The organism is Pseudomonas sp. GM17, assembly GCF_000282175.2.
GTDB lineage: Bacteria > Pseudomonadota > Gammaproteobacteria > Pseudomonadales > Pseudomonadaceae > Aquipseudomonas > Aquipseudomonas chlororaphis.
On the sequence record NZ_CP124732.1, the window covers coordinates 6,760,602 to 6,781,732 of the forward strand.

A 21,131-nucleotide genomic window follows, 5' to 3' on the forward strand; every position below is an offset into this window, starting at 1 on the left:
CATCAGCCGGCAGCGCGCCTTCAGTTCGGCCCACGGTAAAGACCGTGGGCATCGATATAGGCCAGGACCGCATCAGGCACCAGGAAACGTACCGACTTACCGCTGGCCAGCAGTTGACGGATCTGGGTGGCAGACACCGCGAGCGGTGTCTGCCAGACGAATGCAATGTGTCCTCCGGGCCCTTGCAGGGCCAGGGGATCGCTCACCGAGCGCGCCGCCAGCAGGTTGCGCAATGCATCCGGCGGCTCGCTGTCGGCATCCGGGCGTTGCAGCACCAGGATGTGGCAATGCTGGAGCAACTCTTCCCAGCGATGCCAGGTAGGCAGGCCGCAAAAAGCGTCCCAGCCCAGCAACAGGAACAACTGGTCATCCGCGGCCATCTCGGCCCGCATCTGTTCCAGGGTGTCTAGGGTGTAGGACGGTTTGTCCCGTTTCAGCTCACGATCGTCCACCACCAGGGGTGAAACGCCCGCCACCGCACACTCGACCATCGCCAGACGGTCCAGCGCCGACACCTGCGGTGCATCGCGATGCGGCGGCCGCGCGCTGGGGGTCAGGCGCAGCTCATCGAGCCCCAGCGAATCGGCCACCTCCAGCGCACTGCGCAGGTGACCGATGTGCACGGGGTCGAAGGTACCGCCCAGCAGACCGATACGTTTGCTCATCAAGTGCGCACATGACCGTCGCCGAAGACGACATATTTCTCGCTGGTCAGCCCTTCCAGGCCGACCGGACCACGGGCGTGCAGCTTGTCGGTGGAAATACCGATCTCCGCGCCCAAGCCATATTCGAAACCGTCGGCAAACCGGGTCGAGGCATTGACCATCACCGAGCTGGAGTCCACCTCGTTGAGGAAACGCCGGGCGTCGGTGAAGTTCTCGGTGACGATGGCGTCGGTGTGGTGCGAACCGTAGGTGTTGATGTGCTCGATGGCCGCGTCCAGGCTGTCGACCACCAGGATCGACAGGATCGGCGCGGTGTATTCGGTGCGCCAGTCTTCTTCGGTGGCCTCGATCACATCGTCGCCCAGCAAGGCACGGGTACGCGGGCAACCGCGCAGCTCGACCTGCTTGTCGCGATAGATCGCCGCCAGCGGCGGCAGTACGCGCTCGGCAATACCGGCGTGGACCAGCAGGGTCTCCATGGTGTTGCAGGGTGCGTAGCGCTGGGTCTTGGCGTTGTCGGCGATGCGAATCGCCTTGTCCAGGTCGGCCGCCACGTCGATGAACACATGGCAGACGCCGTCCAGGTGCTTGATCACCGGCACCTTGGCGTCGCGGCTGACCCGCTCGATCAGGCTCTTGCCGCCACGCGGCACGATCACGTCGACGAATTCGGGCATGGTGATCAGCGCGCCAACGGCCGCGCGGTCGGTGGTTTCCACCACCTGCACCACTTGCGCCGGCAGGCCGGCCACCGCCAGCCCTTGCTGGATGCAGGTGGCGATAGCACGGTTGGAATTGATCGCCTCGGAGCCGCCACGCAGGATGGTGGCGTTGCCGGACTTCAGGCACAGGCTGGCCGCATCGATGGTCACGTTGGGACGCGACTCGTAGATGATGCCGATCACGCCCAGGGGCACGCGCATCTTGCCGACCTGGATGCCCGAAGGCAGGTAGCGCATATCGCGGATTTCACCGATGGGGTCAGGCAGCTTGGCCACCTGACGCAGGCCTTCGATCATTTCGTCGATACGCACCGGAGTCAGCGCCAGACGATCGAGCAATGCAGGTTCCAGACCATTGGCCCGGCCGTTGGCCAGGTCCTGCTCATTGGCTGCGCTCAGCTCGGGGCGAGCAGCGTCCAATGCATCGGCAGCCGCCAGCAATGCGCGGTTTTTCTGCGCAGTGGTGGCACGGGCGATTACCCGAGAAGCCTCGCGGGCAGCGCGACCCAAACGGGTCATGTAGTCAAGAACGGACTCAGTCATGGTCTGCTGTGGTCTTGGCAAAGAGGAAAGCGGCTGATTATAGCTGTCGCGCCGGTCCACGGACAGCGGTCACGGGCGGATGGTCGAAATGGACGGCAAATACCTCTCGTTCAGCCTGAATTAAGCCTGGAATTGATATCATTCCGACCCAATTCCCGTCATCGCTCCTGGCTACCATGTCCATTCTGTCCACTCCGACGCTGCCCAAGGCCCTGCCCGACCGCTTTTTCGATCGAGACGCCCAGGTCCTGGCCCGTGAACTGCTCGGCAAAATCATCCGCCATCGGGTCGGCGATCTGTGGCTGTCGGCGCGCATTATCGAAACAGAAGCCTATTACTGCGAGGAAAAAGGCAGCCATGCCTCCCTCGGCTACACAGAAAAGCGTAAGGCTTTGTTTCTGGACGGTGGCCACATCTATATGTACTACGCCCGTGGCGGCGATTCGCTGAACTTCAGCGCCCAGGGCCCGGGCAACGCAGTGCTGATCAAGTCGGCCTACCCCTGGGTCGACGAAGTCTCCGGCCCCGCCAGCCTGGCGCAGATGCTCCTGAACAATCCCGATGCCAGCGGTCGGCCGCGCCCCTCGCAAAAGCTCTGCGCCGGCCAGACCCTGCTGTGCAAGGCGCTGGGTCTGAAAGTCCCGGTATGGGATGCCAAGCGCTTCGACCATGAAGTGCTGTTCGTCGAAGATGTCGGCACGCCCGTCGCCAGCATCATCCAGACCACTCGCCTGGGCATTCCCCACGGCCGCGACGAACACTTGATGTACCGCTTTGTCGATGCCGCCTACGCCCCCTACTGCACCCGGAACCCGCTACGTCGCGGGCAGGTCGAAGGTCGCGACTATTTACTGCTCGATTGATCCCTTTCGCAGGAGCCGGCGCGCCCTCGGACGACCTGATCGCGAGCAAGCCCGTTTCTACAGTTGAACCACCGAATAACCGGAGTTGAAAACCTATGGGCCAATGGCTCGATGGAATAACCGGCTGGCTGACGATGAACCCCCAATGGCTGGCGGCAGCCGTGTTCATCGTCGCCTGCGTCGAATGCCTGGCGATTGCTGGCCTGATCGTACCCGGCACCGTGCTGCTGTTCGCCATTGCAGTGATGGCCGGCAGCGGCGCACTGTCCCTGGGTGAGACCCTGGCGCTGGGGTTCTTTGGCGGTTTGCTTGGGGACGTGGTGTCTTATCTGCTGGGCCGGCGTTTTCACCAGAATATCCGCCGCCTGCCAGGCCTGCGCCATCACCCGGAATGGATCAACGGCGCCGAAGCCTATTTCCAGCGGTATGGCATCGCCAGCCTGTTGGTCGGGCGTTTTATCGGCCCCTTGCGGCCCATGCTGCCGATGGTCGCCGGGATGTTCGACATGTCGTTCCCGCGCTTTTTCGCCGTCAGCCTGCTGGCCGCGGCCGGTTGGACAGTCGCCTACCTGCTGCCGGGCTGGGCCACGGGCGCGGCGATCCGCCTGCCCTTGCCTGAAGGTTTCTGGCCGCAAGCGGGAATAGTCGCCGCCAGCATCGCCGTGCTGCTGGGCCTGAGCATCAACAGCACAGTGCGCCGCCATCGCAAGGCCAGCCCGCTGGTGGCCGGCCTCAGCCTGGCGATCCTGGCGGGGCTGTTCATCGGTTACCCCTACTTGAACCATTTCGACCAGGGCCTGATGGCGCTGGTCCAGGAGCACCGCAGCCCGGCGATGGACGAGGTGATGGTGGTGCTCACCCAGTTCGGCGAATTCCGCACCATGCTGTTCGCCAGCGCCCTGGTCACCCTGCTGTTGCTGGTTGCCCGGCAATGGCGGCAGGCGATTTTCGCGGGCGCCACGCTGTTGTGTACCGCACTGGCCAACACCGGTACCAAGCTGTTCTTCGCCCGGGTACGCCCGGAAGTCCTGACCGACCCACTGACCAGCTACAGCATGCCCAGCGGCCACAGCTCCGGCTCGTTCGCCCTGTTCCTGACCCTGGCGGTGCTCGCCGGCCGCGGCCAGCCGCCGCGCATGCGCCTGACCTGGCTGCTGCTGGGCTGCCTGCCGGCGGCCGCGATTGCCGTGTCACGGATTTACCTGGGCGCGCATTGGCCCTCCGACATCCTTGCCGGCGCCATGCTTGCCGCCTGCGTGTGCGCCGCCAGCTTGTGGGTCGCCCAGCGCCAGACCCCGCTGGAACCCATGCCGGCCAAGATCTGGTGGCTGGTCTTGCCGGCGCTGATCGCGTTGTTCGGCTTCGAAGCAGTCAGGCATCTACCCCACGCCATGCTGCGTTATGCCTACTAGATAGAGCGAACGCCCCTGTAGCCGCCGCAGGCTGCGATAGACCGAAGGCCTTCAGCGGTTTCGATCTGCGCCCACTGTGTGGGCGATCGCAGCCTGCGGCAGCGGCTACAGGATCAGGATCAGGATCAGGATCAGGATCAGGATCAGGATCAGGATCAGGATCAGGATCAGGATCAGGCGAACAGTTCGCCCTGCAACTCGTCCAGCAAGGCCTGGATCGCATCCAGGCGTTGCTGCGGATCGTCCAGTTGCAGCAGGTCGATCTTGTCCAGCTCGGAGAACGGCAACAGGTAGGCCAGCTGGTTGGCCAGCGACTGCTGGCCAGTGGCTTCGGTGCCCATGTTCAGGGCTTCGACCATCGGGTGTTCGGCCAGCGCCTTGAGCAAGGCGATCAGGTCCCCGTCTTCATCCTGCAGCGGCCGCTCCGGCGCCTCGTCCAGCCACTCGACTTCAGCCACCCGCAACTGATCGCGCTGCACTTCGCTGCTCAGCACCCGAAAACGCCGCCCGCCCTTGACCCGAATCCCCAGCAGGCCGTTGTCCTGCTGATGGAAGTCGGTGATCAGCGCTTCACAGCCCACCCGCGCAAAACCTTCCGGGGCGATGCCCACCTCTTCGCCTTCGAGGATGCACACCACGCCGAAGCCGCTGCCCTGTTTCATGCAGCGACCGATCATGTCCAGGTAGCGCGCCTCGAAAATCTGCAAGTCGAGAATGCAGTCGGGGAACAGCACCGTGTTCAGCGGGAAAAGCGCCAGGCTCATACAGGTTTCCTTAAACCACCAACGACACCGCCAACGGCAGGAAAACCGCCGTGGCCACACCCATCAGACTCATCGCCAGCGCCGCGAAAGCACCGCACTCATCACTTTCCTGCAAGGCCACCGAAGTGCCCACCGCGTGAGCCGTCATGCCCAGCGCCATGCCCCGGGCTTCCGGGCTATGCACCTGCAGGCGGTTGAGGATGGCCGGACCGAAAATCGCCCCGATCACCCCGGTGATCAATACGAATACCGCGGCCAGCGCTGCGACACCGCCAATCTGTTCGGCCACCAGCATGGCGATCGGCGAGGTCACCGATTTCGGCGCCATGGTCATCAGGATCATGTTCTCGGCACCGAACCACCATCCCAGCAATACGCCCAGGCCGGTGGCGACCACCCCTCCAATCACCAGCGTAGTAAATATCGGCCAGAACAACTGTCGAATCCGCCGCAGGTTGAGGTACAGCGGTACGGCCAGCGCCACCGTGGCCGGGCCCAGGAGAATACTGAGGATCTCCGTGCTCTTGCGGTACTCGGCGTAGCTCAGGCCACAGCTCAGCAGCACGCCGATCACCAGCAACATGGAGACCAGCACCGGTTGCAGAAAGATCCAGCGGGTTTTCTCGAAGGCCGCGAGCACCAGTTGATAGGCGCCCAGGGTAATGCCGATGCCGAATAATGGATGGTGGATCACCGACGCCCAGGCGCCCTGCCAATCGAACATCATTGGCCGCCCTCCCGATGTCCGTGGCACTTGACCAGCCGCTGCATCAGCACGCCGACGAAGGCCATGGAGATCACCAGCGACAACACCAGCGCGCCGACTATCGCCCAGAAGTCCGCGGCGATATCCGCCGCGTACACCATCACGCCCACCGCGGGCGGCACCAGCAACAGCGGCAGATAACGCAGGAGGCTGGAGGCGGCCAGGTTCAGCGGCTCGCCCACCTCGCCGCGCGCCACCAGGAAGATCAGCAGCAACAGCAGGCCGACAATCGGCCCCGGCAGGATCGGCAGGAACAGATGATTGATCGCCGTGCCGAGCAATTGAAACAGCACCAGCCATGTCAGACCGCGTAACAACATCTCTCATCCCCCCCGAAAAAACGCCGGGCATTATAAGCACGCGAACGCTATGCACCGGCATTCGCCAAAAGCATGGAAGGTTGACCGGAGCAAACCCCCATGATGATCTACAGTGGGTGGTCAGGGGGTACGTCCCCCGCCCCTTTAGAACGATAAAACCGATGAACCCAAGGAGAGTCTCAATGCCGTATGTTCCTGTTGCAGAGCTCAAAGATTATGTCGGAAAGGAACTAGGACGTTCCGAATGGCTCACCATCGATCAGCAGCGTATCAACCTGTTCGCCGAAGCCACGGGTGACTTCCAGTTCATCCACGTCGACCCGGTGAAAGCCGCCCAGACGCCGTTCGGCGGCACCATCGCCCACGGTTTCCTGTCGCTGTCGCTGATCCCGAAACTGATGGAAGACATCCTGATCCTGCCCGTGGGGCTGAAGATGGCGGTCAACTACGGCCTGGACAGCGTGCGCTTCATCCAGCCGGTCAAGGTCGATTCCAGGGTCCGCCTCAAGGTCGACCTGGTGGACGTCACCGAGAAGAAACCCGGCCAATGGCTGCTCAAGGCCACCGCCACACTGGAAATCGAAGGCCAGGAAAAACCAGCCTACATTGCCGAGCCCTTGTCCCTCTGCTTTGTCTGAAACCTTCCTGATGCGAAACAGCTCACGCTGTTTCGCGCAGCCTCTCTATATATAAGCCTCGTTGCTACGGCATACTCGGTCCCCTAATTATCCGGATCCCGCTATGCACCCACTTGTACCCCTGGCTCTGACCCTGTTGCTCACCGCATGTGGAGACGGCGAATCGCTGCTGCCTCCCGACGCCCGTCTGCCGGACGGTGGCCGCTACCGCGGCGATGTGGTCAACGGGTTGCTGCAGGGACAAGGGCGCATCGACTACCCCAACGGCAGCTGGTATGCCGGCCAGTTCGACAGCGGCCAGTGGCACGGCCAGGGCGAATGGCACGGCAGCGACGGCGAGGTCTACCGCGGTCAATTCCAGCAGGGCCTGTTCCACGGCCAGGGCAGCCTGACCACCAAGGACAGCAGCTACACCGGCGGTTTCAAACTGGGCCGGCGCGACGGTGAAGGCACCCTCAAGGAACGCGGCATGACCTACCGCGGCGAATTCAAGTCCGACCTGTATTCCGGGCTCGGCCGTCTCGAACTGGAAGACGGCAGCCAGTACCAGGGCCAGTTCTCTCGTGGCAAACCCAACGGCGAAGGCCAGCGCAGCGATGCCAGCGGCAACCAGTTCAGCGGCCACTTCGTCGATGGCCAGCTGGAAGGCAACGGCACCTTCAGCAGCGCCGAGGGCGACCTCTACGTCGGCGGCTTCAAACAGAACCAGCTCAGCGGCAAGGGCCGCTACGAAAACGCCGACGGCGATGTCTGGATCGGCCAGTTCAAGGAGGGCGCCCTCAGTGGCAAGGGAGAGCTGATTGGCGTCGACGGCAGCCACTACATCGGCCGTTTCAGCGACTGGCGCTTCAGCGGCCAGGGCCGCCTGAACCTCAGCGACGGCAGCTTCTATATCGGCGGCTTCGAAGGCGACAACTACCAGGGCCACGGCGTGCTGGTGCTGCGCGATGGCTCCGTGCAAAGCGGCGACTGGATCAATGGCCTGCGGGTTCGCGATGCCGACGGCCGACTGTTGCCCGACCCACTGGAGACCGGCCTGCTGGCCCAGGGCCGCCTGCTCGACGACGCCCTCAGCGCGGTGCCGGCGTCGACCCCCGCCATCGAGCTCTACAGCCTGACGCTGGCCGGCGATGGCAAGCAAAGCGTGTTTCTGCGCGAGGCCGACTATGTCAGCAACATGCTCGCCACCCGCTTCGGCGCCTACGGGCAGATCCGCCTGGTCAACCACCGCGACCGCCTCGACAGCCGGCCCATGGCCACCCGGGAAAACCTGCGGCGCGCGGTACAGGTCCTGGCCGAACGCAGCGGCCCGGAAGACCTGTTGTTTCTCTACCTGACCAGCCACGGCACCAGCGAACACGAACTGGTGCTCGACCAGCCACGCCTGGAGCTGGCCGACCTGCCGGCCGACGAGTTGGCCGCGGTGCTGGCGCCACTGAAAAACCGCGACAAGATCATCGTGATCTCGGCCTGTTATTCCGGCGGGTTCATTCCCGCGCTCAAGGATGAGCGGACTCTGATCATGACCGCTTCGCAGGCCGACCGCGTATCGTTCGGCTGCTCGGAAGAAGCCGACTTCACCTACTTCGGCGACGCCCTGTTCGCCCAGGCGCTGAACCAGACCGACGACCTGGAACAGGCCTTCAAGCTGGCCAGGGCGACCGTGGCCGAACGTGAACTGGCGGACAACTTCGAAGCCTCCGAACCGCAGATCTGGGCGCCCAAGGGGGTCTTGGCGCACTGGCAGCATCTGCGCAAGCAACAAGCACGAAAGGCGCTGCAAAGCGCCGCCAATGACAGCAAGGAAGCAAAGAGCAACTAAGCTGGAACAGTATCAAGGGGGAAACATTATGTACTTGACGCCTCAGCATATCTTGCTCGCCGGCGCGACCGGCCTGACTGGCGAGCACTTGCTCGACCGCCTGCTCAACGAACCCACGGTAACCCGCGTACTGGCGCCCAGCCGGCGCCCCTTGAGCGAACATCCGCGCCTGGAAAACCCGGTCGGCGAGCCGGCGGTACTCCTGCCGCAGCTCAGCGGCCGGGTGGACCTGGCGTTCTGTTGCCTGGGCACCACTATCAAGAAAGCCGGCTCCGAACAGGCATTCCGCGCCGTCGACCTGGACCTGGTGGTGGCCTTCGGCAAACGCGCGCGGGAGATGGGTGCGCGGCACCTGGTGGTGATCAGCGCCCTGGGCGCGGACGCGAAATCCTCGATTTTCTACAACCGGGTCAAAGGCGAAATGGAACAGGCGCTGAAGGCCCAGGACTGGCCGCAACTGACTATTTGCCGGCCGTCGCTGCTGCTTGGCGAACGCATCGAACCGCGTCTCGCCGAACAGCTGGCCGGCCCGCTGTCCAAGCTGATTCCCGGCAAATACCACGGCATCGAAGCCTGCCATCTGGCCCGGGCCATGTGGCGCCTGGCGCTGGAAGAGCAGGATGGCGTGCGGATCGTCGAGTCCGACGAATTGCGCAAGCTGGGTAAATAAACGCCATGGATCGCGCCTGTAGCCGCTGCCGCAGGCTGCGATCGACTGCGCAGCAGGCGCAATCCTGACGACGCGATTTGCCGCACCGACGCGCAGCCCGCCTCTACGGCCGCTACGCGACCGATCGCCGCCTTCGGCAGCGGCTACAAGGTCGTTACAACCCGCCTGTAGCCTGGAAACCAACCCCCAATACCGTCAGCACCGACAGCGGCAACAGCAGCGTGTCGAGCAAGGCGCTGGCCGGCAGATCGACACCCGGATAGCTCGGCGCTTCGGCACCGAAGCGATCCATCGGGCAACAACCGCCCTGCATCACATACAGATCCAGGCGCGTCCCGGAATACACCACCGGTGCGCCCGGCTTGGCCGCGTTCAGCGTGCGTGCCGTGGCGCAGCCGCCCAGTTGCAGGGCGACCAGCAGGATCAGCAGCGACTTACTCATCGCTGCTCAGGTGATGCTCGCCCCACCGCGGCAGCATGTCTTGCGGGATGTTCAACAGGTTGAGAATCCGCGCCACGACAAAATCCACCAGGTCGTCGATGGTCTGCGGCTGGTGATAGAAACCCGGAGAAGCCGGCAGAATGGTCACGCCCATGTTCGACAGCTTGAGCATGTTTTCCAGGTGGATGCTCGAGTAAGGCGCCTCGCGCGGTACCAGGATCAACTGGCGGCGTTCCTTCAGGGTGACGTCCGCCGCCCGCTCGATCAAGTTGTTGCAGGCGCCCGTGGCGATGGCCGACAAGGTACCGGTGGAACAAGGCACCACCACCATCGCCGCCGGCGAACCGGAGCCCGAGGCCACCGGCGACATCCAGTCTTCCTTGCCATACACGCGGATCTGCCCGGCTGCCGCACCGGTGTACTCGGTGAGGAAGGCCTGCATGGTCTGCGGCTTGGATGGCAGGGTCACGTCGGTCTCGGTCGCCATCACCAACTGCGCGGCCTTGGAGATCAGGAAGTGCACTTCACGATCTTCGCGCACCAGGCAATCGAGCAGGCGCAGGCCGTACTGGGCGCCCGAAGCGCCGGTCATCGCCAGGGTGATGCGTTCCGGACCGTTGTTCATCGCAGTGCCTCGGCCAACTTGCCGTGCAGGCCGCCGAAGCCGCCGTTGCTCATGATCACCACGTGGGTGCCCGGCTTGGCCTGGCTCTTCACCCGCTCGATGATGCCTTCCAGGGAGTCGCTGACAATCGACGGCACGCTGCACAGCGCGGCGGTGGCGCCCAGGTCCCAGCCGAGATTGGCCGGCGCGTACCAGACCACCTGATCGGCCTGGTTGACGCTTTCCGGCAGCCCGTCACGGTGGGCGCCGAGCTTCATGGAGTTGGAGCGCGGCTCGATGATAGCGATCAATGGCGCATCGCCGATGCGCTTGCGCAAGCCGTCCAGGGTGGTGGCGATGGCGGTCGGGTGGTGAGCGAAGTCGTCGTAGATGGTGATGCCATGGACTTCAGCCACCTTCTCCATCCGCCGCTTGACACTCTTGAACGCGCTCAGCGCAGCGATGCCCATGGACGGCACCACACCGACATGGCGCGCCGCGGCCAGGGTGGCCAGGGCGTTGGCGACGTTGTGCTGGCCGGTCAGGTCCCACTCGACCACACCTTGGGCCTCGCCTTCGAACATCACTTCGAACTTCGAGCCGTCTTCGCTGAGCAGCTTGACCTGCCATTGGCCGCCCGCGCCGGTGGTTTGCACCGGGGTCCAGCAGCCCATGTCGATCACCCGTTGCAGGGCCGGCTCGGTGGTCGGGTGGATGACCAGGCCTTCGCTCGGGATGGTCCGCACCAAGTGGTGGAACTGCCGCTCGATCGCCGGCAGATCGGGAAAGATGTCCGCGTGATCGAACTCGAGATTGTTCAGGATCGCCGTGCGCGGACGGTAGTGCACGAACTTCGAGCGCTTGTCGAAGAAGGCGCTGTCGTATTCATCGGCCTCGATCACAAAGAACGGTGTGCCGCCCAGGCGGGCCGACACCGAGAAATTCTGCGGCACGCCACCGATCAGGAAGCCCGGGCTCATGCCCGCATGCTCCAGCACCCAGGCCAGCATGCTGCTGGTGGTGGTCTTGCCATGCGTGCCGGCCACCGCCAGCACCCAACGGCCTTGCAGCACATGGTCGGCCAGCCATTGCGGGCCGGAAACATAGGGCAAGCCCTTGTTCAGCACATATTCCACCGCCGGGTTGCCGCGGGACATGGCATTGCCGATCACCACCAGGTCCGGTGCCGGGTCAAGCTGGGCCGGGTCGTAGCCCTGGGTCAACTCGATGCCCTGGGCTTCGAGCTGGGTGCTCATCGGCGGGTAGACGTTGGCATCGGAGCCGGTGACATGATGGCCCAGTTCTTTGGCCAGAACCGCCATCGAGCCCATGAAGGTGCCGCAAATACCGAGAATATGAATGTGCATAGAAGGCCTCGTAAAACATCGAGGCAGGTTAGCGTAGAGGGCTGCAAATCGCACTCTTTAGCTGATGGGGGAACACGCGGTTGTCGCTGCCGGAGGCTGTGACGAGTTCTGTGGGGCTTTTGACGGGGAATCGCTCGAACGCGGCTGGAGCCTTGGACCGCGGTTACCGATGTATCGGCGGCTGCGCCGCCTATCGCGAGCAAGCTTCGCTCCTACAGAGGAATGCGCATTTTCTGTAGGAGCAGCCGGTCGACGCTCGATTGCTCGCGATGAACGATAACCCGGTGCCGCGCCTAGCGAGCGATCCCATGCTTGCGCAGCTTTCTATAGAGGGTATTGCGGCTCACCCCCAACTGCTCGGCGGTGTGGGTCATATGCCAGCGCTGTTGTTCCAGCACATTGAGCAAGGCCAGGCGTTCGGCATCGTCCAACGGGTATCCGCCCGCCTCCTCGACAGCTGCCGGCACCGGTGCCGGGCGGCCCTGGCGAATCATCGCCGGCACATCCTCCAGGCCGATGCGTCCGTCGTCGCAGAGCGCCGCCAGGGTGCGCAATACGTTGCGCAGTTGCCGCACGTTGCCTGGCCAGTGGAAGTCCAGCAGGGCCTGGCGTGCCGGGCCGTCGAGCGAGACCTGCTGGTCGCCGGCCTCTTGCGCCAGGAGAAAATCCAGCAGCTGGGATTTGTCGCTGCGCTCGCGCAGCGCCGGCAGGGCGATTTCCAGGCCATTGAGCCGGTAATACAAATCCTCGCGGAAGCTGCCATCCCGCACCCGCTCCAGCAGGTCCCGGTGAGTGGCGCTGATGATGCGTACGTTGACCGCCTGCGGCTCGCCGCCGATAGGCACCACCATGCGGTCTTCCAGCACCCGCAACAGGCGGGTCTGCAAGGCCAGCGGCATATCGCCGATTTCATCGAGGAACAGCGTGCCGCCATCGGCCTGCTGCAACTTGCCGCGCATGCCTTCCTTGCGTGCCCCGGTGAAGGTGCCGCCGCGATAACCGAACAGCTCGCTTTCGATCAGGCTTTCGGGAATGGCCGCGCAGTTCAAGGCAACGAAGGCTTTCTCCGCCCGCTGGCTGGCATGGTGCACCGCCTTGGCGAACGCCTCCTTGCCGGAGCCGGTTTCGCCGTTGATCAACAGCGGCACATCGCGCTCGAACACGCGCAAGGATTTGCGGAAGTCGTCTTGCAGGGCCGCATCGCCCAGACAGATCTCGGGCAGGCGCGGACGCTCCAGCACCGCCCTCGGCGGCAGCGGTTGCGGCACGCTGCGCGGCTGGCCACGCAACACCGCGAACAGATGCCGCCCATCACAGGTGCGCAGCGGCCAGCTGGCGCTGGCATTGACACTGGCGCGGCCCAGCAACTCGTCCAGCGAGCAGTCGAAAAAGGCTTCCACCGGCTTGCCCAGCAAGCCGCCGCGAATATGCCCCAGCAGGTTCAAGGCGCTCTGGTTCACCGCGCTGATCCGACCTTCCCCGTCGAATGCCAGCAAGCCTTCGCTGAACAAGCCGACGGACTCGGCCTGCAGGTGAAAACGCAGCAGCCATTGATTGTCGAAATAACGCAGGAAATAGCAGCTCTCGATCATCTTCGCCGAGAGGTTGACCAGGGCCATGGTGTGGAACTGGCTCTGGCGCGACACATCCGGGCGCGCCGAGGAAACGTCGAGCACCGCCAGCAGTTCACCGTGAGGGTCGAACACCGGGCTGGCCGAGCAAGTCAGGCCGGTATGGCGGCCACGGAAATGTTCGTCCTGGTGGATGGTCAGGGACTGGCGCTCCACCAGGCAGGTGCCAATACCGTTGGTGCCCTCGCAGGCCTCGCTCCAGTCGGCGCCGAGCCAGAGCCCGGCGCGTTCGAAAATCTTGCGCTCGGCGGGCGCGGTGACACAGTTGAGGATCACCCCGCGGGCGTCGGTCAGCAGCACCGCATGGCCGGCGCCGGACAGCTGCTGGTGCAGGCTGGTCATCTCGTTGCCGGCGATCTGCAGCACCTGCTGCAGGCGTTCGCGGCTTTCCAGCAGACGTCCGTGCTCGAGCACGGTGGGCGCCATGCTCAGGGCCGGGTCGAGGTGATAGTCCTCCAGGCAACGCAGCCAGGAGCGGGCGATGGAAGGATCGCTGCCGGGCCCCTGCAGATGGGCCTTGCCTTGGGTCACGGTCAGCACTTGCTGGGCGTGCCGGGTGAGGTGATTGCTGTGCATTTCTTATTGTTCTCCTGCTGCGCTGACTGCTCAGAAGGCACCCACCTGTAGCCGCTGCCGCAGGCTGCGCCAAGCCCCGCAGGGGCTTCCGCGATCTGAAGAGCAGCGCCCGCTTCGCGGTCGTTCGCAGCCTGCGGCAGCGGCTACAGAAGAGTTCTTCAGATCCTCGCGGCCCACCAGCATCCTCCAGCCATGGATGCATTGCAATGCTGCTTCGACCAATGAGTCACAGGCTGTGCCACAAGCGGTACAAAGTGTCACCCGGCCTGTGCCACAACTGCCACATACGCCCGGTACGCAGCCGCTGAAACATTCGTAAACCCTTGATTTTCCTGGCCCGCAACGCAGTGGCCCGGGCTTTGCTCTACGCTTTTACAAGCGCAACAGCGCGTCCTCCCTTATAAGCACAAAAGCCAGGAGATACCCACCATGCGTTATGCACACCCCGGTACTGAAGGCGCTATCGTTTCGTTCAAGAGCAAATACGGTAACTACATCGGCGGCGAATTCGTCGCGCCTGTCAAAGGTCAGTACTTCACCAATACCTCGCCAGTAAACGGCCAACCGATCGCCGAATTCCCGCGTTCCACCGCCGAAGACATCGAGAAAGCCCTGGACGCCGCCCATGCCGCCGCCGATGCCTGGGGTGCCACCTCGGCACAGGCCCGCTCGCTGATCCTGCTGAAAATCGCCGACCGCATCGAGCAGAACCTCGAACTGCTGGCCATCACCGAAACCTGGGACAACGGCAAGGCCGTGCGGGAAACCCTCAACGCAGACATCCCCCTGGCCGCCGACCACTTCCGCTACTTCGCTGGCTGCCTGCGGGCCCAGGAAGGCAGCGCCGCGGAAATCGACGGCAACACCGTGGCCTATCACATTCACGAACCGCTGGGCGTGGTCGGGCAGATCATCCCGTGGAACTTTCCGCTGTTGATGGCCGCCTGGAAACTCGCCCCGGCCCTGGCCGCCGGCAACTGCGTGGTACTCAAGCCGGCCGAGCAGACCCCGCTGGGCATCTGCGTGCTGATGGAACTGATCGGCGACCTGCTGCCGCCGGGCGTGCTCAACGTGGTGCAAGGCTTCGGCAAAGAAGCCGGCGAAGCCCTGGCCACCAGCAAGCGCATCGCCAAGATCGCCTTCACCGGTTCGACGCCGGTGGGCTCGCACATCATGAAATGCGCCGCCGAGAACATCATCCCGTCTACCGTGGAACTGGGCGGCAAGTCGCCGAACATCTTCTTCGCCGACATCATGCAGGCCGAACCGAGCTTCATCGAAAAGGCCGCCGAAGGCCTGGTGCTGGCGTTCTTCAACCAGGGCGAAGTCTGCACCTGCCCGTCGCGCGCCCTGGTGGAAGAGTCGATCTACGACGAGTTCATGCAAGTGGTGATGAAAAAGGTCGAGCAGATCAAGCGCGGCGACCCGCTGGACACCGACACCATGGTCGGCGCCCAGGCGTCCGAGCAGCAGTTCGACAAGATCCTCTCGTACCTGGAAATCGCCAAGGGCGAAGGCGCGCAGCTGCTGACCGGCGGCAAGGTGGAGAAACTCGAGGGCAACCTGGCCAGCGGTTATTACATCCAGCCGACCCTGCTCAAGGGCAACAACAAGATGCGTGTGTTCCAGGAAGAAATCTTCGGCCCGGTGGTGAGCATCACCACCTTCAAGGACGAAGCCGAAGCCCTGGCGATTGCCAACGACACCGAGTTCGGCCTTGGCGCCGGCCTCTGGACCCGCGACATCAACCGCGCCTACCGCATGGGCCGGGCGATCAAGGCCGGTCGTGTGTGGACCAACTGCTACCACCTGTACCCCGCCCACGCGGCGTTCGGCGGTTACAAGAAGTCCGGCGTCGGCCGTGAAACCCACAAGATGATGCTCGACCACTACCAGCAGACCAAAAACCTGCTGGTGAGCTACGACATCAACCCGCTGGGCTTCTTCTAAAAACCAGCAACGCCAGGGACAAGGGTGAAGCCGCCAACGCGGTTTCACCCTTGGGGGCCGCTCGCGCAAGCTCGCGATGACGACCTCAAGGCAGAACACTCCATCGCCTTGCAACACCGATCCGGTCTGCCGACCGGGCACAACAATAAGAACAGGTGAACCCTTATGCCTAGCGAACATACCGGCGTGCAGTCGGCTGGCTCTTCGGTCGACTTTGAAAAAGTCGGCTCCGACTATTTCCAACAACGCGAACTGAAAAAAGGCGCGGCAGGCTGGGTCCTGCTGGTGGGCCTGGGCGTGGCCTACGTCATCTCCGGCGACTACGCAGGCTGGAACTTCGGCCTGGCCCAGGGCGGCTGGGGCGGCATGTTCCTCGCCACCCTGCTGATGGCCACCATGTACCTGTGCATGTGCTTTTCCCTGGCCGAGCTGTCCTCGATGATCCCCACCGCTGGCGGTGGCTACGGTTTCGCCCGCAGCGCCTTCGGCCCCTGGGGTGGCTTCCTCACCGGCACCGCGATCCTCATCGAATATGCGATCGCCCCGGCGGCGATCGCGGTGTTTATCGGCGCCTATTGCCAATCGCTGTTCGGCATCGGCGGCTGGATGATCTACCTGGCGTTCTACATCGTGTTCATCGCCATCCATATCTTCGGGGTCGGCGAGGCACTGAAGCTGATGTTTATCATCACTGCCGTGGCCGCCATCGCCCTGGGCGTATTCCTGGTGGCGATGGTGCCGCACTTCTCGGTGGCCAACCTGCTGGATATCCCGGTCACCGAGGCCGTGGGCGCCAGCAGCTTCCTGCCGTTCGGTTATGTCGGTGTGTGGGCGGCGATTCCCTACGCCATCTGGTTCTTCCTGGCGGTCGAAGGGGTCCCGCTGGCCGCGGAAGAAACCAAGAACCCCAAGCGCGACCTGCCCCGCGGCCTGATCGGCGCCATGCTGGTGCTGCTGAGCTTCGCCCTGCTGATCCTGGTGATCGGCCCCGGTGGCGCGGGTGCCAACGCCCTGCTGACCTCCGGCAACCCGCTGGTGGAAGCCCTGGCCAAGGCCTACGGCGGCTCGACCTGGATGGGCAGCTTCGTCAACCTGGTGGGCCTGGCCGGCTTGATCGCCAGCTTCTTCTCGATCATCTACGCCTACTCGCGGCAGATTTTCGCCCTGTCCCGCGCGGGTTACCTGCCGCGCAAGCTGTCGGAAACCAACAAGAGCAAGGCGCCGGTCCTGGCGCTGGTGATCCCCGGCATCATCGGTTTCGGCCTGTCGCTGACCGGCCAGGGCGACCTGCTGATCCTGGTGGCGGTGTTCGGCGCCACCATCTCCTACGTGCTGATGATGGCCGCGCACATCACCCTGCGCATCCGCCGCCCCAAAATGGATCGTCCGTACCGCACCCCGGGCGGCATCTTCACCTCCGGCGTGGCCCTGGTACTGGCCTGCATCGCCGTGGTGGCGGGCTTCCTGGTGGATCCGCGGGTGGTCATTGGCGCCGCGATCATCTATGGAGTATTAATTGCTTACTTTGCTTTCTACAGTCGGCATCACTTGGTAGCAGGCACGCCCGAAGAAGAATTCGCGGCCATTCAGAAAGCTGAAGAAGCCTTGCACTAACCGCCGAAAACCTCGACGCGGGGGCCACGTCCCTGCGTCGTCACGGAGAACCTGTATGGCAAGTTTCGCCCACACCGTCGGCGCCCAGACCTACCGCTTCGACAGCCTCAAGGAGGTCATGGCCAAGGCCAGCCCGGCGCGTTCCGGGGACTTCCTGGCCGGCGTCGCCGCCCTCAACGACGGCGAGCGGGTCGCCGCGCAAATGACCCTGGCGGATATTCCGCTCAAGCATTTCCTCGAAGAAGCGCTGATTCCCTACGAGACCGATGAAGTCACCCGGTTGATCATCGACACCCACGACAAGGCCGCCTTCGCCACCGTCAGCCACCTCACGGTCGGCGGCTTTCGCGACTGGCTGCTCAGCGACGCCGCCGACGAACAGAGCCTGCGCGCCCTGGCACCCGGGCTGACCCCGGAAATGGCCGCTGCCGTGTCGAAGATCATGCGTGTCCAGGACCTGGTGCTGGTGGCGCAGAAGATCCGCGTGGTCACCCAGTTCCGCGGCACCCTGGGCCTGCGCGGGCGCCTGTCAACCCGCCTGCAGCCCAACCACCCGACCGACGAACCGGCGGGCATCGCCGCGAGCATTCTCGACGGCCTGCTCTACGGCAACGGCGACGCCATGATCGGCATCAACCCGGCCACCGACAGCATCGCCTCGATCTGCGCCCTGCTGGAAATGCTCGACGCCATCATCCAGCGTTATGAAATTCCCACCCAGGCCTGCGTGCTGACCCACGTCACCACCTCCATCGAGGCGATCAACCGTGGCGTGCCGCTGGACCTGGTGTTCCAGTCGATCGCCGGCACCGAGGCGGCCAACGCCAGTTTCGGCATCAACCTCAATGTGTTGCAGGAAGGCTACGAGGCCGGCCTGAGCCTCAAGCGCGGCACCCTGGGGCAGAACCTGATGTATTTCGAGACCGGCCAGGGCAGCGCGCTGTCGGCCAACGCCCACTTCGGCGTCGACCAGCAGACCTGCGAAACCCGCGCCTATGCCGTGGCCCGGCACTTCAAGCCGTTCCTGGTGAACACCGTGGTCGGCTTCATCGGCCCGGAGTACCTGTACAACGGCAAGCAGATCATCCGCGCCGGCCTGGAAGACCATTTCTGCGGCAAGCTGCTGGGCGTGCCCATGGGGTGCGACATCTGCTACACCAACCACGCCGAAGCCGACCAGGACGACATGGACACCCTGCTGACCCTGCTGGGCGTGGCCGGGATCAACTTCATCATGGGCATCCCCGGCTCCGACGACATCATGCTCAATTACCAGACCACCTCCTTTCACGACGCGCTCTACGCCCGCCAGACCCTGGGCCTGAAACCGGCGCCGGAGTTCGAGCAGTGGCTGGCGAAAACCGGCATCTTCACCCAGCCCGACGGCAAGGTGCAGTTCGGCCACAACCTGCCGCCGGCCTTCCGCCAGGCACTGGCACAGCTTCAGTAAGGACAGGCTCATGGACAAACATCCGACCGACAGCCAGAACCCCTGGCTGGAGCTGCGCCGCCTGACCCCGGCGCGTATCGCCCTGGGCCGCACCGGCACCAGCCTGCCCACCGGCGCCCAGCTGGACTTCCAGTTCGCCCACGCCCAGGCCCGCGATGCGGTGCACCTGCCCTTCGACCATGCCGGGCTGAGCAGCCAACTGGCCGAACGCGGCCGCGACAGCCTGCTGCTGCACAGCGCCGCCAGCGATCGTCACAGCTACCTGCAACGCCCGGACCTGGGGCGCAAGCTCAGCGACGATTCGGCCCAGGCCCTGCGCGATCACGCATCCGCCAATCCGGGCGGGGTGGATCTGGCGGTGGTCGTGGCGGACGGTTTGTCGGCGCTGGCGGTGCATCGCCATACCCTGCCGCTTCTCGCCCGTTTTGAAGAACAGACCGCGGCCGAAGGCTGGTCGCTGTCGCCGGTAATCCTCGTGGAACAGGGCCGGGTGGCGGTGGCCGACGAAATCGGCGAGCTGCTCGGGGCGAAAATGACCGTGATCCTGATCGGCGAACGCCCGGGCCTCAGCTCACCGGACAGCCTGGGGCTATATTTCACCTACAACCCGAAGGTCGGGCTCACCGATGCCTATCGCAACTGCATTTCCAACGTGCGCCTGGAGGGCCTGAGCTACGGCATGGCGGCCCACCGCTTGCTGTACCTGATGCGCGAGGCCTGCAGGCGGCAGCTTTCGGGGGTCAACCTGAAAGACGAGGCCCAGGTGAACACCCTGGACAGCGACTCGCCCGACACCACCAAGGGCAATTTCCTGCTGGGGCCTGCAAAGCCATGACTTTTCGAGACGATTGCGCTTTTTCCAGGCTTTAGGCAGCATCGAAACACGGCTGCCCGAGTAATGAACCGTTTGCCGTCGTATCCATTCGAAGTTGAGGACAACTCATGCGGATTACTCAAGCGACCCTCGAACACCTGGATCTGTTGACCCCCCTGTTCGTCAAATACCGCGAGTTCTATGGCGCCCTGCCTTTTCCGGACTCGTCCCGGGCCTTCCTGGAAAAGCGCCTGCGCCGCAAGGAATCGGTGATCTACCTGGCCCTGCCCGACGATGACGATAAGAAACTCCTCGGTTTCTGTCAGCTCTACCCCAGCTTTTCCTCCCTGTCCCTGAAGCGCGTGTGGATCCTCAACGATATCTACGTCGCCGAAGACGCTCGCCGACAACTGGTGGCCGACAACCTGATCCGCACCGCGAAGAAAATGGCCAAGGACACCCAGGCCGTACGCATGCGTGTCTCCACCAGCAGTGACAACGAAGTGGCACAGAAAACCTATGAATCCATCGGTTTTCGCGAAGATACCGAGTTCAAGAACTACATATTGCCGATCAGCGACGACTAAACCCCTCTGCAACCGCCCGATCACAACCTTCGACAGCGCCTGGGAAGACGCTGCCGAAGGCCACGATCTTTCGCCTTTGGCCAGCCAGCGCCGTCAAGACATCCCTCGCTACAAACTCAACGCCCATTTCACCTATCAGGTCTTATAATGCCGACCTTTTCGGGGCGTAAGATGAATCTGCGCCAGCTGTAAGTTTTTTGCCCCAGTCATCGCACAGGCCCGCAGAGTCAGGCCGTCACCACAGGTGCCCCAATGGATTTCAACCCGATCGACCTCATCCTCCATCTCGACGTTTACCTCGACATGTTGGTGACCAACTACGGGCCATGGATCTACGCCATCCTGTTCCTGGTGATTTTCTGCGAGACCGGCCTGGTGGTGACGCCGTTCCTGCCTGGCGACTCCCTGCTGTTCATCGCCGGCGCGGTCGCCGCCGGTGGCGCCATGGACCCGGTGCTGCTCGGCGGCCTGCTGATGCTGGCGGCGATCCTCGGCGACAGCACCAACTACATCATCGGGCGAACGGTGGGCGAACGACTGTTCAGCAACCCGAACTCGAAGATCTTCCGCCGCGACTACCTGCAAAAAACCCACGACTTCTACGACCGGCACGGCGGCAAAACCGTGACCCTGGCGCGTTTCCTGCCGATCATCCGTACCTTCGCCCCCTTCGTCGCCGGCGTGGCCAAGATGCCGTATCCGCGCTTCTTCGCCTTCAGCGTGGCCGGCACCATCCTGTGGGTCGGCGGCCTGGTGACCCTGGGCTACTTCTTCGGCAACGTGCCATTCATCAAGAAAAACCTGTCGCTGCTGGTGGTGGGCATCATCCTGCTGTCGCTGGTGCCGATGATCATCGGCGTGGTGCGCAGCCGCCTGGGCCGCTCGGCGGCAAAGGCTGAAAGCCACTAATC

At 63.8% G+C, this 21,131-nt stretch carries 20 protein-coding genes; 11 read left to right on the forward strand and 9 right to left on the reverse strand.

Going from position 1 to position 21,131, the window contains the following annotated elements; genetic code table 11:
• Positions 1 to 20: 20 nt before the first annotated feature.
• Entirely contained in the window at positions 21 to 665 is a 645-nt protein-coding gene (gene nadD / locus PMI20_RS30225) for a nicotinate-nucleotide adenylyltransferase (protein WP_007927112.1), read from the reverse strand.
• The gene (locus tag PMI20_RS30230) at positions 665 to 1,930 is read right to left on the reverse strand and encodes a glutamate-5-semialdehyde dehydrogenase (RefSeq protein ID WP_007927113.1); all 1,266 of its coding nucleotides are present in this window, start codon (positions 1,928 to 1,930) and stop codon (positions 665 to 667) included. Before PMI20_RS30230 ends, nadD begins: the two co-directional genes overlap by 1 nt.
• Before the next feature lie 176 nt (positions 1,931 to 2,106).
• Between PMI20_RS30230 and PMI20_RS30235 the strand changes: the two genes are divergently transcribed.
• Positions 2,107 to 2,793, forward strand: coding sequence for a DNA-3-methyladenine glycosylase (locus PMI20_RS30235; protein WP_007927114.1), 687 nt, complete (start codon positions 2,107 to 2,109; stop codon positions 2,791 to 2,793).
• Positions 2,794 to 2,888: 95 nt separating this feature from the next.
• Complete coding sequence (locus tag PMI20_RS30240; protein ID WP_007927115.1) at positions 2,889 to 4,205, forward strand: bifunctional DedA family/phosphatase PAP2 family protein; 1,317 nt, start codon at positions 2,889 to 2,891, stop codon at positions 4,203 to 4,205.
• A gap of 173 nt (positions 4,206 to 4,378) precedes the next feature.
• Here PMI20_RS30240 and PMI20_RS30245 read toward each other — a convergent pair whose 3' ends face one another.
• The 3 genes from PMI20_RS30245 to PMI20_RS30255 are packed head-to-tail and all read right to left on the reverse strand — an operon-like array spanning position 4,379 to position 6,055.
• Positions 4,379 to 4,969: an LON peptidase substrate-binding domain-containing protein gene (locus PMI20_RS30245; protein ID WP_007927116.1), complete on the reverse strand. Its 591-nt coding sequence runs from the start codon at positions 4,967 to 4,969 to the stop codon at positions 4,379 to 4,381.
• 10 nt (positions 4,970 to 4,979) lie between these two features.
• A complete protein-coding gene (locus PMI20_RS30250) occupies positions 4,980 to 5,696 on the reverse strand; it encodes an LrgB family protein (RefSeq protein ID WP_007927117.1) in 717 nt (238 codons plus the stop codon).
• Positions 5,693 to 6,055, reverse strand: a complete 363-nt coding sequence (locus PMI20_RS30255) for a CidA/LrgA family protein (protein WP_007927119.1) — start codon at positions 6,053 to 6,055, stop codon at positions 5,693 to 5,695. Before PMI20_RS30255 ends, PMI20_RS30250 begins: the two co-directional genes overlap by 4 nt.
• Before the next feature lie 182 nt (positions 6,056 to 6,237).
• Here PMI20_RS30255 and PMI20_RS30260 point away from each other — a divergent pair, with 182 nt between their 5' ends.
• From PMI20_RS30260 to PMI20_RS30270, 3 genes are all read left to right on the forward strand, one after another.
• Positions 6,238 to 6,693, forward strand: coding sequence for a MaoC family dehydratase (locus tag PMI20_RS30260; protein ID WP_007927121.1), 456 nt, complete (start codon positions 6,238 to 6,240; stop codon positions 6,691 to 6,693).
• 103 nt (positions 6,694 to 6,796) lie between these two features.
• Positions 6,797 to 8,515, forward strand: a complete 1,719-nt coding sequence (locus PMI20_RS30265; RefSeq protein ID WP_007927122.1) for a C13 family peptidase — start codon at positions 6,797 to 6,799, stop codon at positions 8,513 to 8,515.
• Between the two features lie 28 nt (positions 8,516 to 8,543).
• A complete protein-coding gene (locus PMI20_RS30270; RefSeq protein WP_007927124.1) occupies positions 8,544 to 9,185 on the forward strand; it encodes an oxidoreductase in 642 nt (213 codons plus the stop codon).
• Between the two features lie 154 nt (positions 9,186 to 9,339).
• Here the strand turns inward: PMI20_RS30270 and PMI20_RS30275 are convergent, their stop codons facing one another.
• The 4 genes from PMI20_RS30275 to PMI20_RS30290 all read right to left on the reverse strand — a co-directional run bounded on the left by PMI20_RS30275 (position 9,340) and on the right by PMI20_RS30290 (position 13,805).
• On the reverse strand, positions 9,340 to 9,627 hold the full coding sequence (locus tag PMI20_RS30275) for a YceK/YidQ family lipoprotein (protein WP_009051050.1): 288 nt from the start codon (positions 9,625 to 9,627) through the stop codon (positions 9,340 to 9,342).
• The gene (gene ubiX, locus PMI20_RS30280; RefSeq protein WP_007927126.1) at positions 9,620 to 10,252 is read right to left on the reverse strand and encodes a flavin prenyltransferase UbiX; all 633 of its coding nucleotides are present in this window, start codon (positions 10,250 to 10,252) and stop codon (positions 9,620 to 9,622) included. The genes PMI20_RS30275 and ubiX overlap by 8 nt, the downstream gene beginning before the upstream one ends.
• A complete protein-coding gene (gene mpl, locus PMI20_RS30285; RefSeq protein ID WP_007927128.1) occupies positions 10,249 to 11,598 on the reverse strand; it encodes a UDP-N-acetylmuramate:L-alanyl-gamma-D-glutamyl-meso-diaminopimelate ligase in 1,350 nt (449 codons plus the stop codon). Before mpl ends, ubiX begins: the two co-directional genes overlap by 4 nt.
• Positions 11,599 to 11,891: 293 nt before the next feature.
• Positions 11,892 to 13,805 (reverse strand): sigma-54-dependent Fis family transcriptional regulator, encoded by a 1,914-nt coding sequence (locus PMI20_RS30290; RefSeq protein ID WP_284170943.1) that lies wholly within the window; start codon positions 13,803 to 13,805, stop codon positions 11,892 to 11,894.
• A gap of 429 nt (positions 13,806 to 14,234) precedes the next feature.
• Between PMI20_RS30290 and exaC the strand changes: the two genes are divergently transcribed.
• From exaC to PMI20_RS30320, 6 genes are all read left to right on the forward strand, one after another.
• Positions 14,235 to 15,755: an acetaldehyde dehydrogenase ExaC gene (gene exaC, locus PMI20_RS30295; protein WP_007924088.1), complete on the forward strand. Its 1,521-nt coding sequence runs from the start codon at positions 14,235 to 14,237 to the stop codon at positions 15,753 to 15,755.
• 165 nt (positions 15,756 to 15,920) lie between these two features.
• Positions 15,921 to 17,369 (forward strand): ethanolamine permease, encoded by a 1,449-nt coding sequence (gene eat, locus PMI20_RS30300; RefSeq protein ID WP_007924089.1) that lies wholly within the window; start codon positions 15,921 to 15,923, stop codon positions 17,367 to 17,369.
• 55 nt (positions 17,370 to 17,424) lie between these two features.
• Positions 17,425 to 18,819 carry an ethanolamine ammonia-lyase subunit EutB gene (locus tag PMI20_RS30305; RefSeq protein ID WP_007924090.1) on the forward strand — a complete coding sequence of 465 codons (1,395 nt, stop codon included), beginning with the start codon at positions 17,425 to 17,427 and terminating at the stop codon, positions 18,817 to 18,819.
• A gap of 10 nt (positions 18,820 to 18,829) precedes the next feature.
• On the forward strand, positions 18,830 to 19,654 hold the full coding sequence (gene eutC / locus PMI20_RS30310; protein ID WP_007924091.1) for an ethanolamine ammonia-lyase subunit EutC: 825 nt from the start codon (positions 18,830 to 18,832) through the stop codon (positions 19,652 to 19,654).
• A 107-nt stretch (positions 19,655 to 19,761) separates the two neighbouring features.
• The gene (locus tag PMI20_RS30315; protein ID WP_007924092.1) at positions 19,762 to 20,220 is read left to right on the forward strand and encodes a GNAT family N-acetyltransferase; all 459 of its coding nucleotides are present in this window, start codon (positions 19,762 to 19,764) and stop codon (positions 20,218 to 20,220) included.
• A 252-nt stretch (positions 20,221 to 20,472) separates the two neighbouring features.
• Positions 20,473 to 21,129 carry a DedA family protein gene (locus PMI20_RS30320; RefSeq protein WP_007924093.1) on the forward strand — a complete coding sequence of 219 codons (657 nt, stop codon included), beginning with the start codon at positions 20,473 to 20,475 and terminating at the stop codon, positions 21,127 to 21,129.
• The last annotated feature ends 2 nt before the right edge of the window (positions 21,130 to 21,131 follow it).

Bases quoted from the DNA above. Each gene is read 5' to 3' on its own strand.
- PMI20_RS30240 (WP_007927115.1), top strand. From the start codon at position 2,889: ATGGGCCAATGGCTCGATGGAATAACCGGCTGGCTGACGATGAACCCC.
- PMI20_RS30255 (WP_007927119.1), bottom strand. From the start codon at position 6,055: ATGTTGTTACGCGGTCTGACATGGCTGGTGCTGTTTCAATTGCTCGGC.
- nadD (WP_007927112.1), bottom strand. From the start codon at position 665: ATGAGCAAACGTATCGGTCTGCTGGGCGGTACCTTCGACCCCGTGCAC.
- PMI20_RS30230 (WP_007927113.1), bottom strand. From the start codon at position 1,930: ATGACTGAGTCCGTTCTTGACTACATGACCCGTTTGGGTCGCGCTGCC.
- mpl (WP_007927128.1), bottom strand. From the start codon at position 11,598: ATGCACATTCATATTCTCGGTATTTGCGGCACCTTCATGGGCTCGATG.
- eutC (WP_007924091.1), top strand. From the start codon at position 18,830: ATGGACAAACATCCGACCGACAGCCAGAACCCCTGGCTGGAGCTGCGC.
- ubiX (WP_007927126.1), bottom strand. From the start codon at position 10,252: ATGAACAACGGTCCGGAACGCATCACCCTGGCGATGACCGGCGCTTCG.
- PMI20_RS30320 (WP_007924093.1), top strand. From the start codon at position 20,473: ATGGATTTCAACCCGATCGACCTCATCCTCCATCTCGACGTTTACCTC.
- PMI20_RS30250 (WP_007927117.1), bottom strand. From the start codon at position 5,696: ATGATGTTCGATTGGCAGGGCGCCTGGGCGTCGGTGATCCACCATCCA.
- PMI20_RS30265 (WP_007927122.1), top strand. From the start codon at position 6,797: ATGCACCCACTTGTACCCCTGGCTCTGACCCTGTTGCTCACCGCATGT.
- PMI20_RS30245 (WP_007927116.1), bottom strand. From the start codon at position 4,969: ATGAGCCTGGCGCTTTTCCCGCTGAACACGGTGCTGTTCCCCGACTGC.
- PMI20_RS30270 (WP_007927124.1), top strand. From the start codon at position 8,544: ATGTACTTGACGCCTCAGCATATCTTGCTCGCCGGCGCGACCGGCCTG.
- PMI20_RS30290 (WP_284170943.1), bottom strand. From the start codon at position 13,805: ATGCACAGCAATCACCTCACCCGGCACGCCCAGCAAGTGCTGACCGTG.
- PMI20_RS30275 (WP_009051050.1), bottom strand. From the start codon at position 9,627: ATGAGTAAGTCGCTGCTGATCCTGCTGGTCGCCCTGCAACTGGGCGGC.
- PMI20_RS30235 (WP_007927114.1), top strand. From the start codon at position 2,107: ATGTCCATTCTGTCCACTCCGACGCTGCCCAAGGCCCTGCCCGACCGC.
- exaC (WP_007924088.1), top strand. From the start codon at position 14,235: ATGCGTTATGCACACCCCGGTACTGAAGGCGCTATCGTTTCGTTCAAG.
- PMI20_RS30315 (WP_007924092.1), top strand. From the start codon at position 19,762: ATGCGGATTACTCAAGCGACCCTCGAACACCTGGATCTGTTGACCCCC.
- PMI20_RS30305 (WP_007924090.1), top strand. From the start codon at position 17,425: ATGGCAAGTTTCGCCCACACCGTCGGCGCCCAGACCTACCGCTTCGAC.
- eat (WP_007924089.1), top strand. From the start codon at position 15,921: ATGCCTAGCGAACATACCGGCGTGCAGTCGGCTGGCTCTTCGGTCGAC.
- PMI20_RS30260 (WP_007927121.1), top strand. From the start codon at position 6,238: ATGCCGTATGTTCCTGTTGCAGAGCTCAAAGATTATGTCGGAAAGGAA.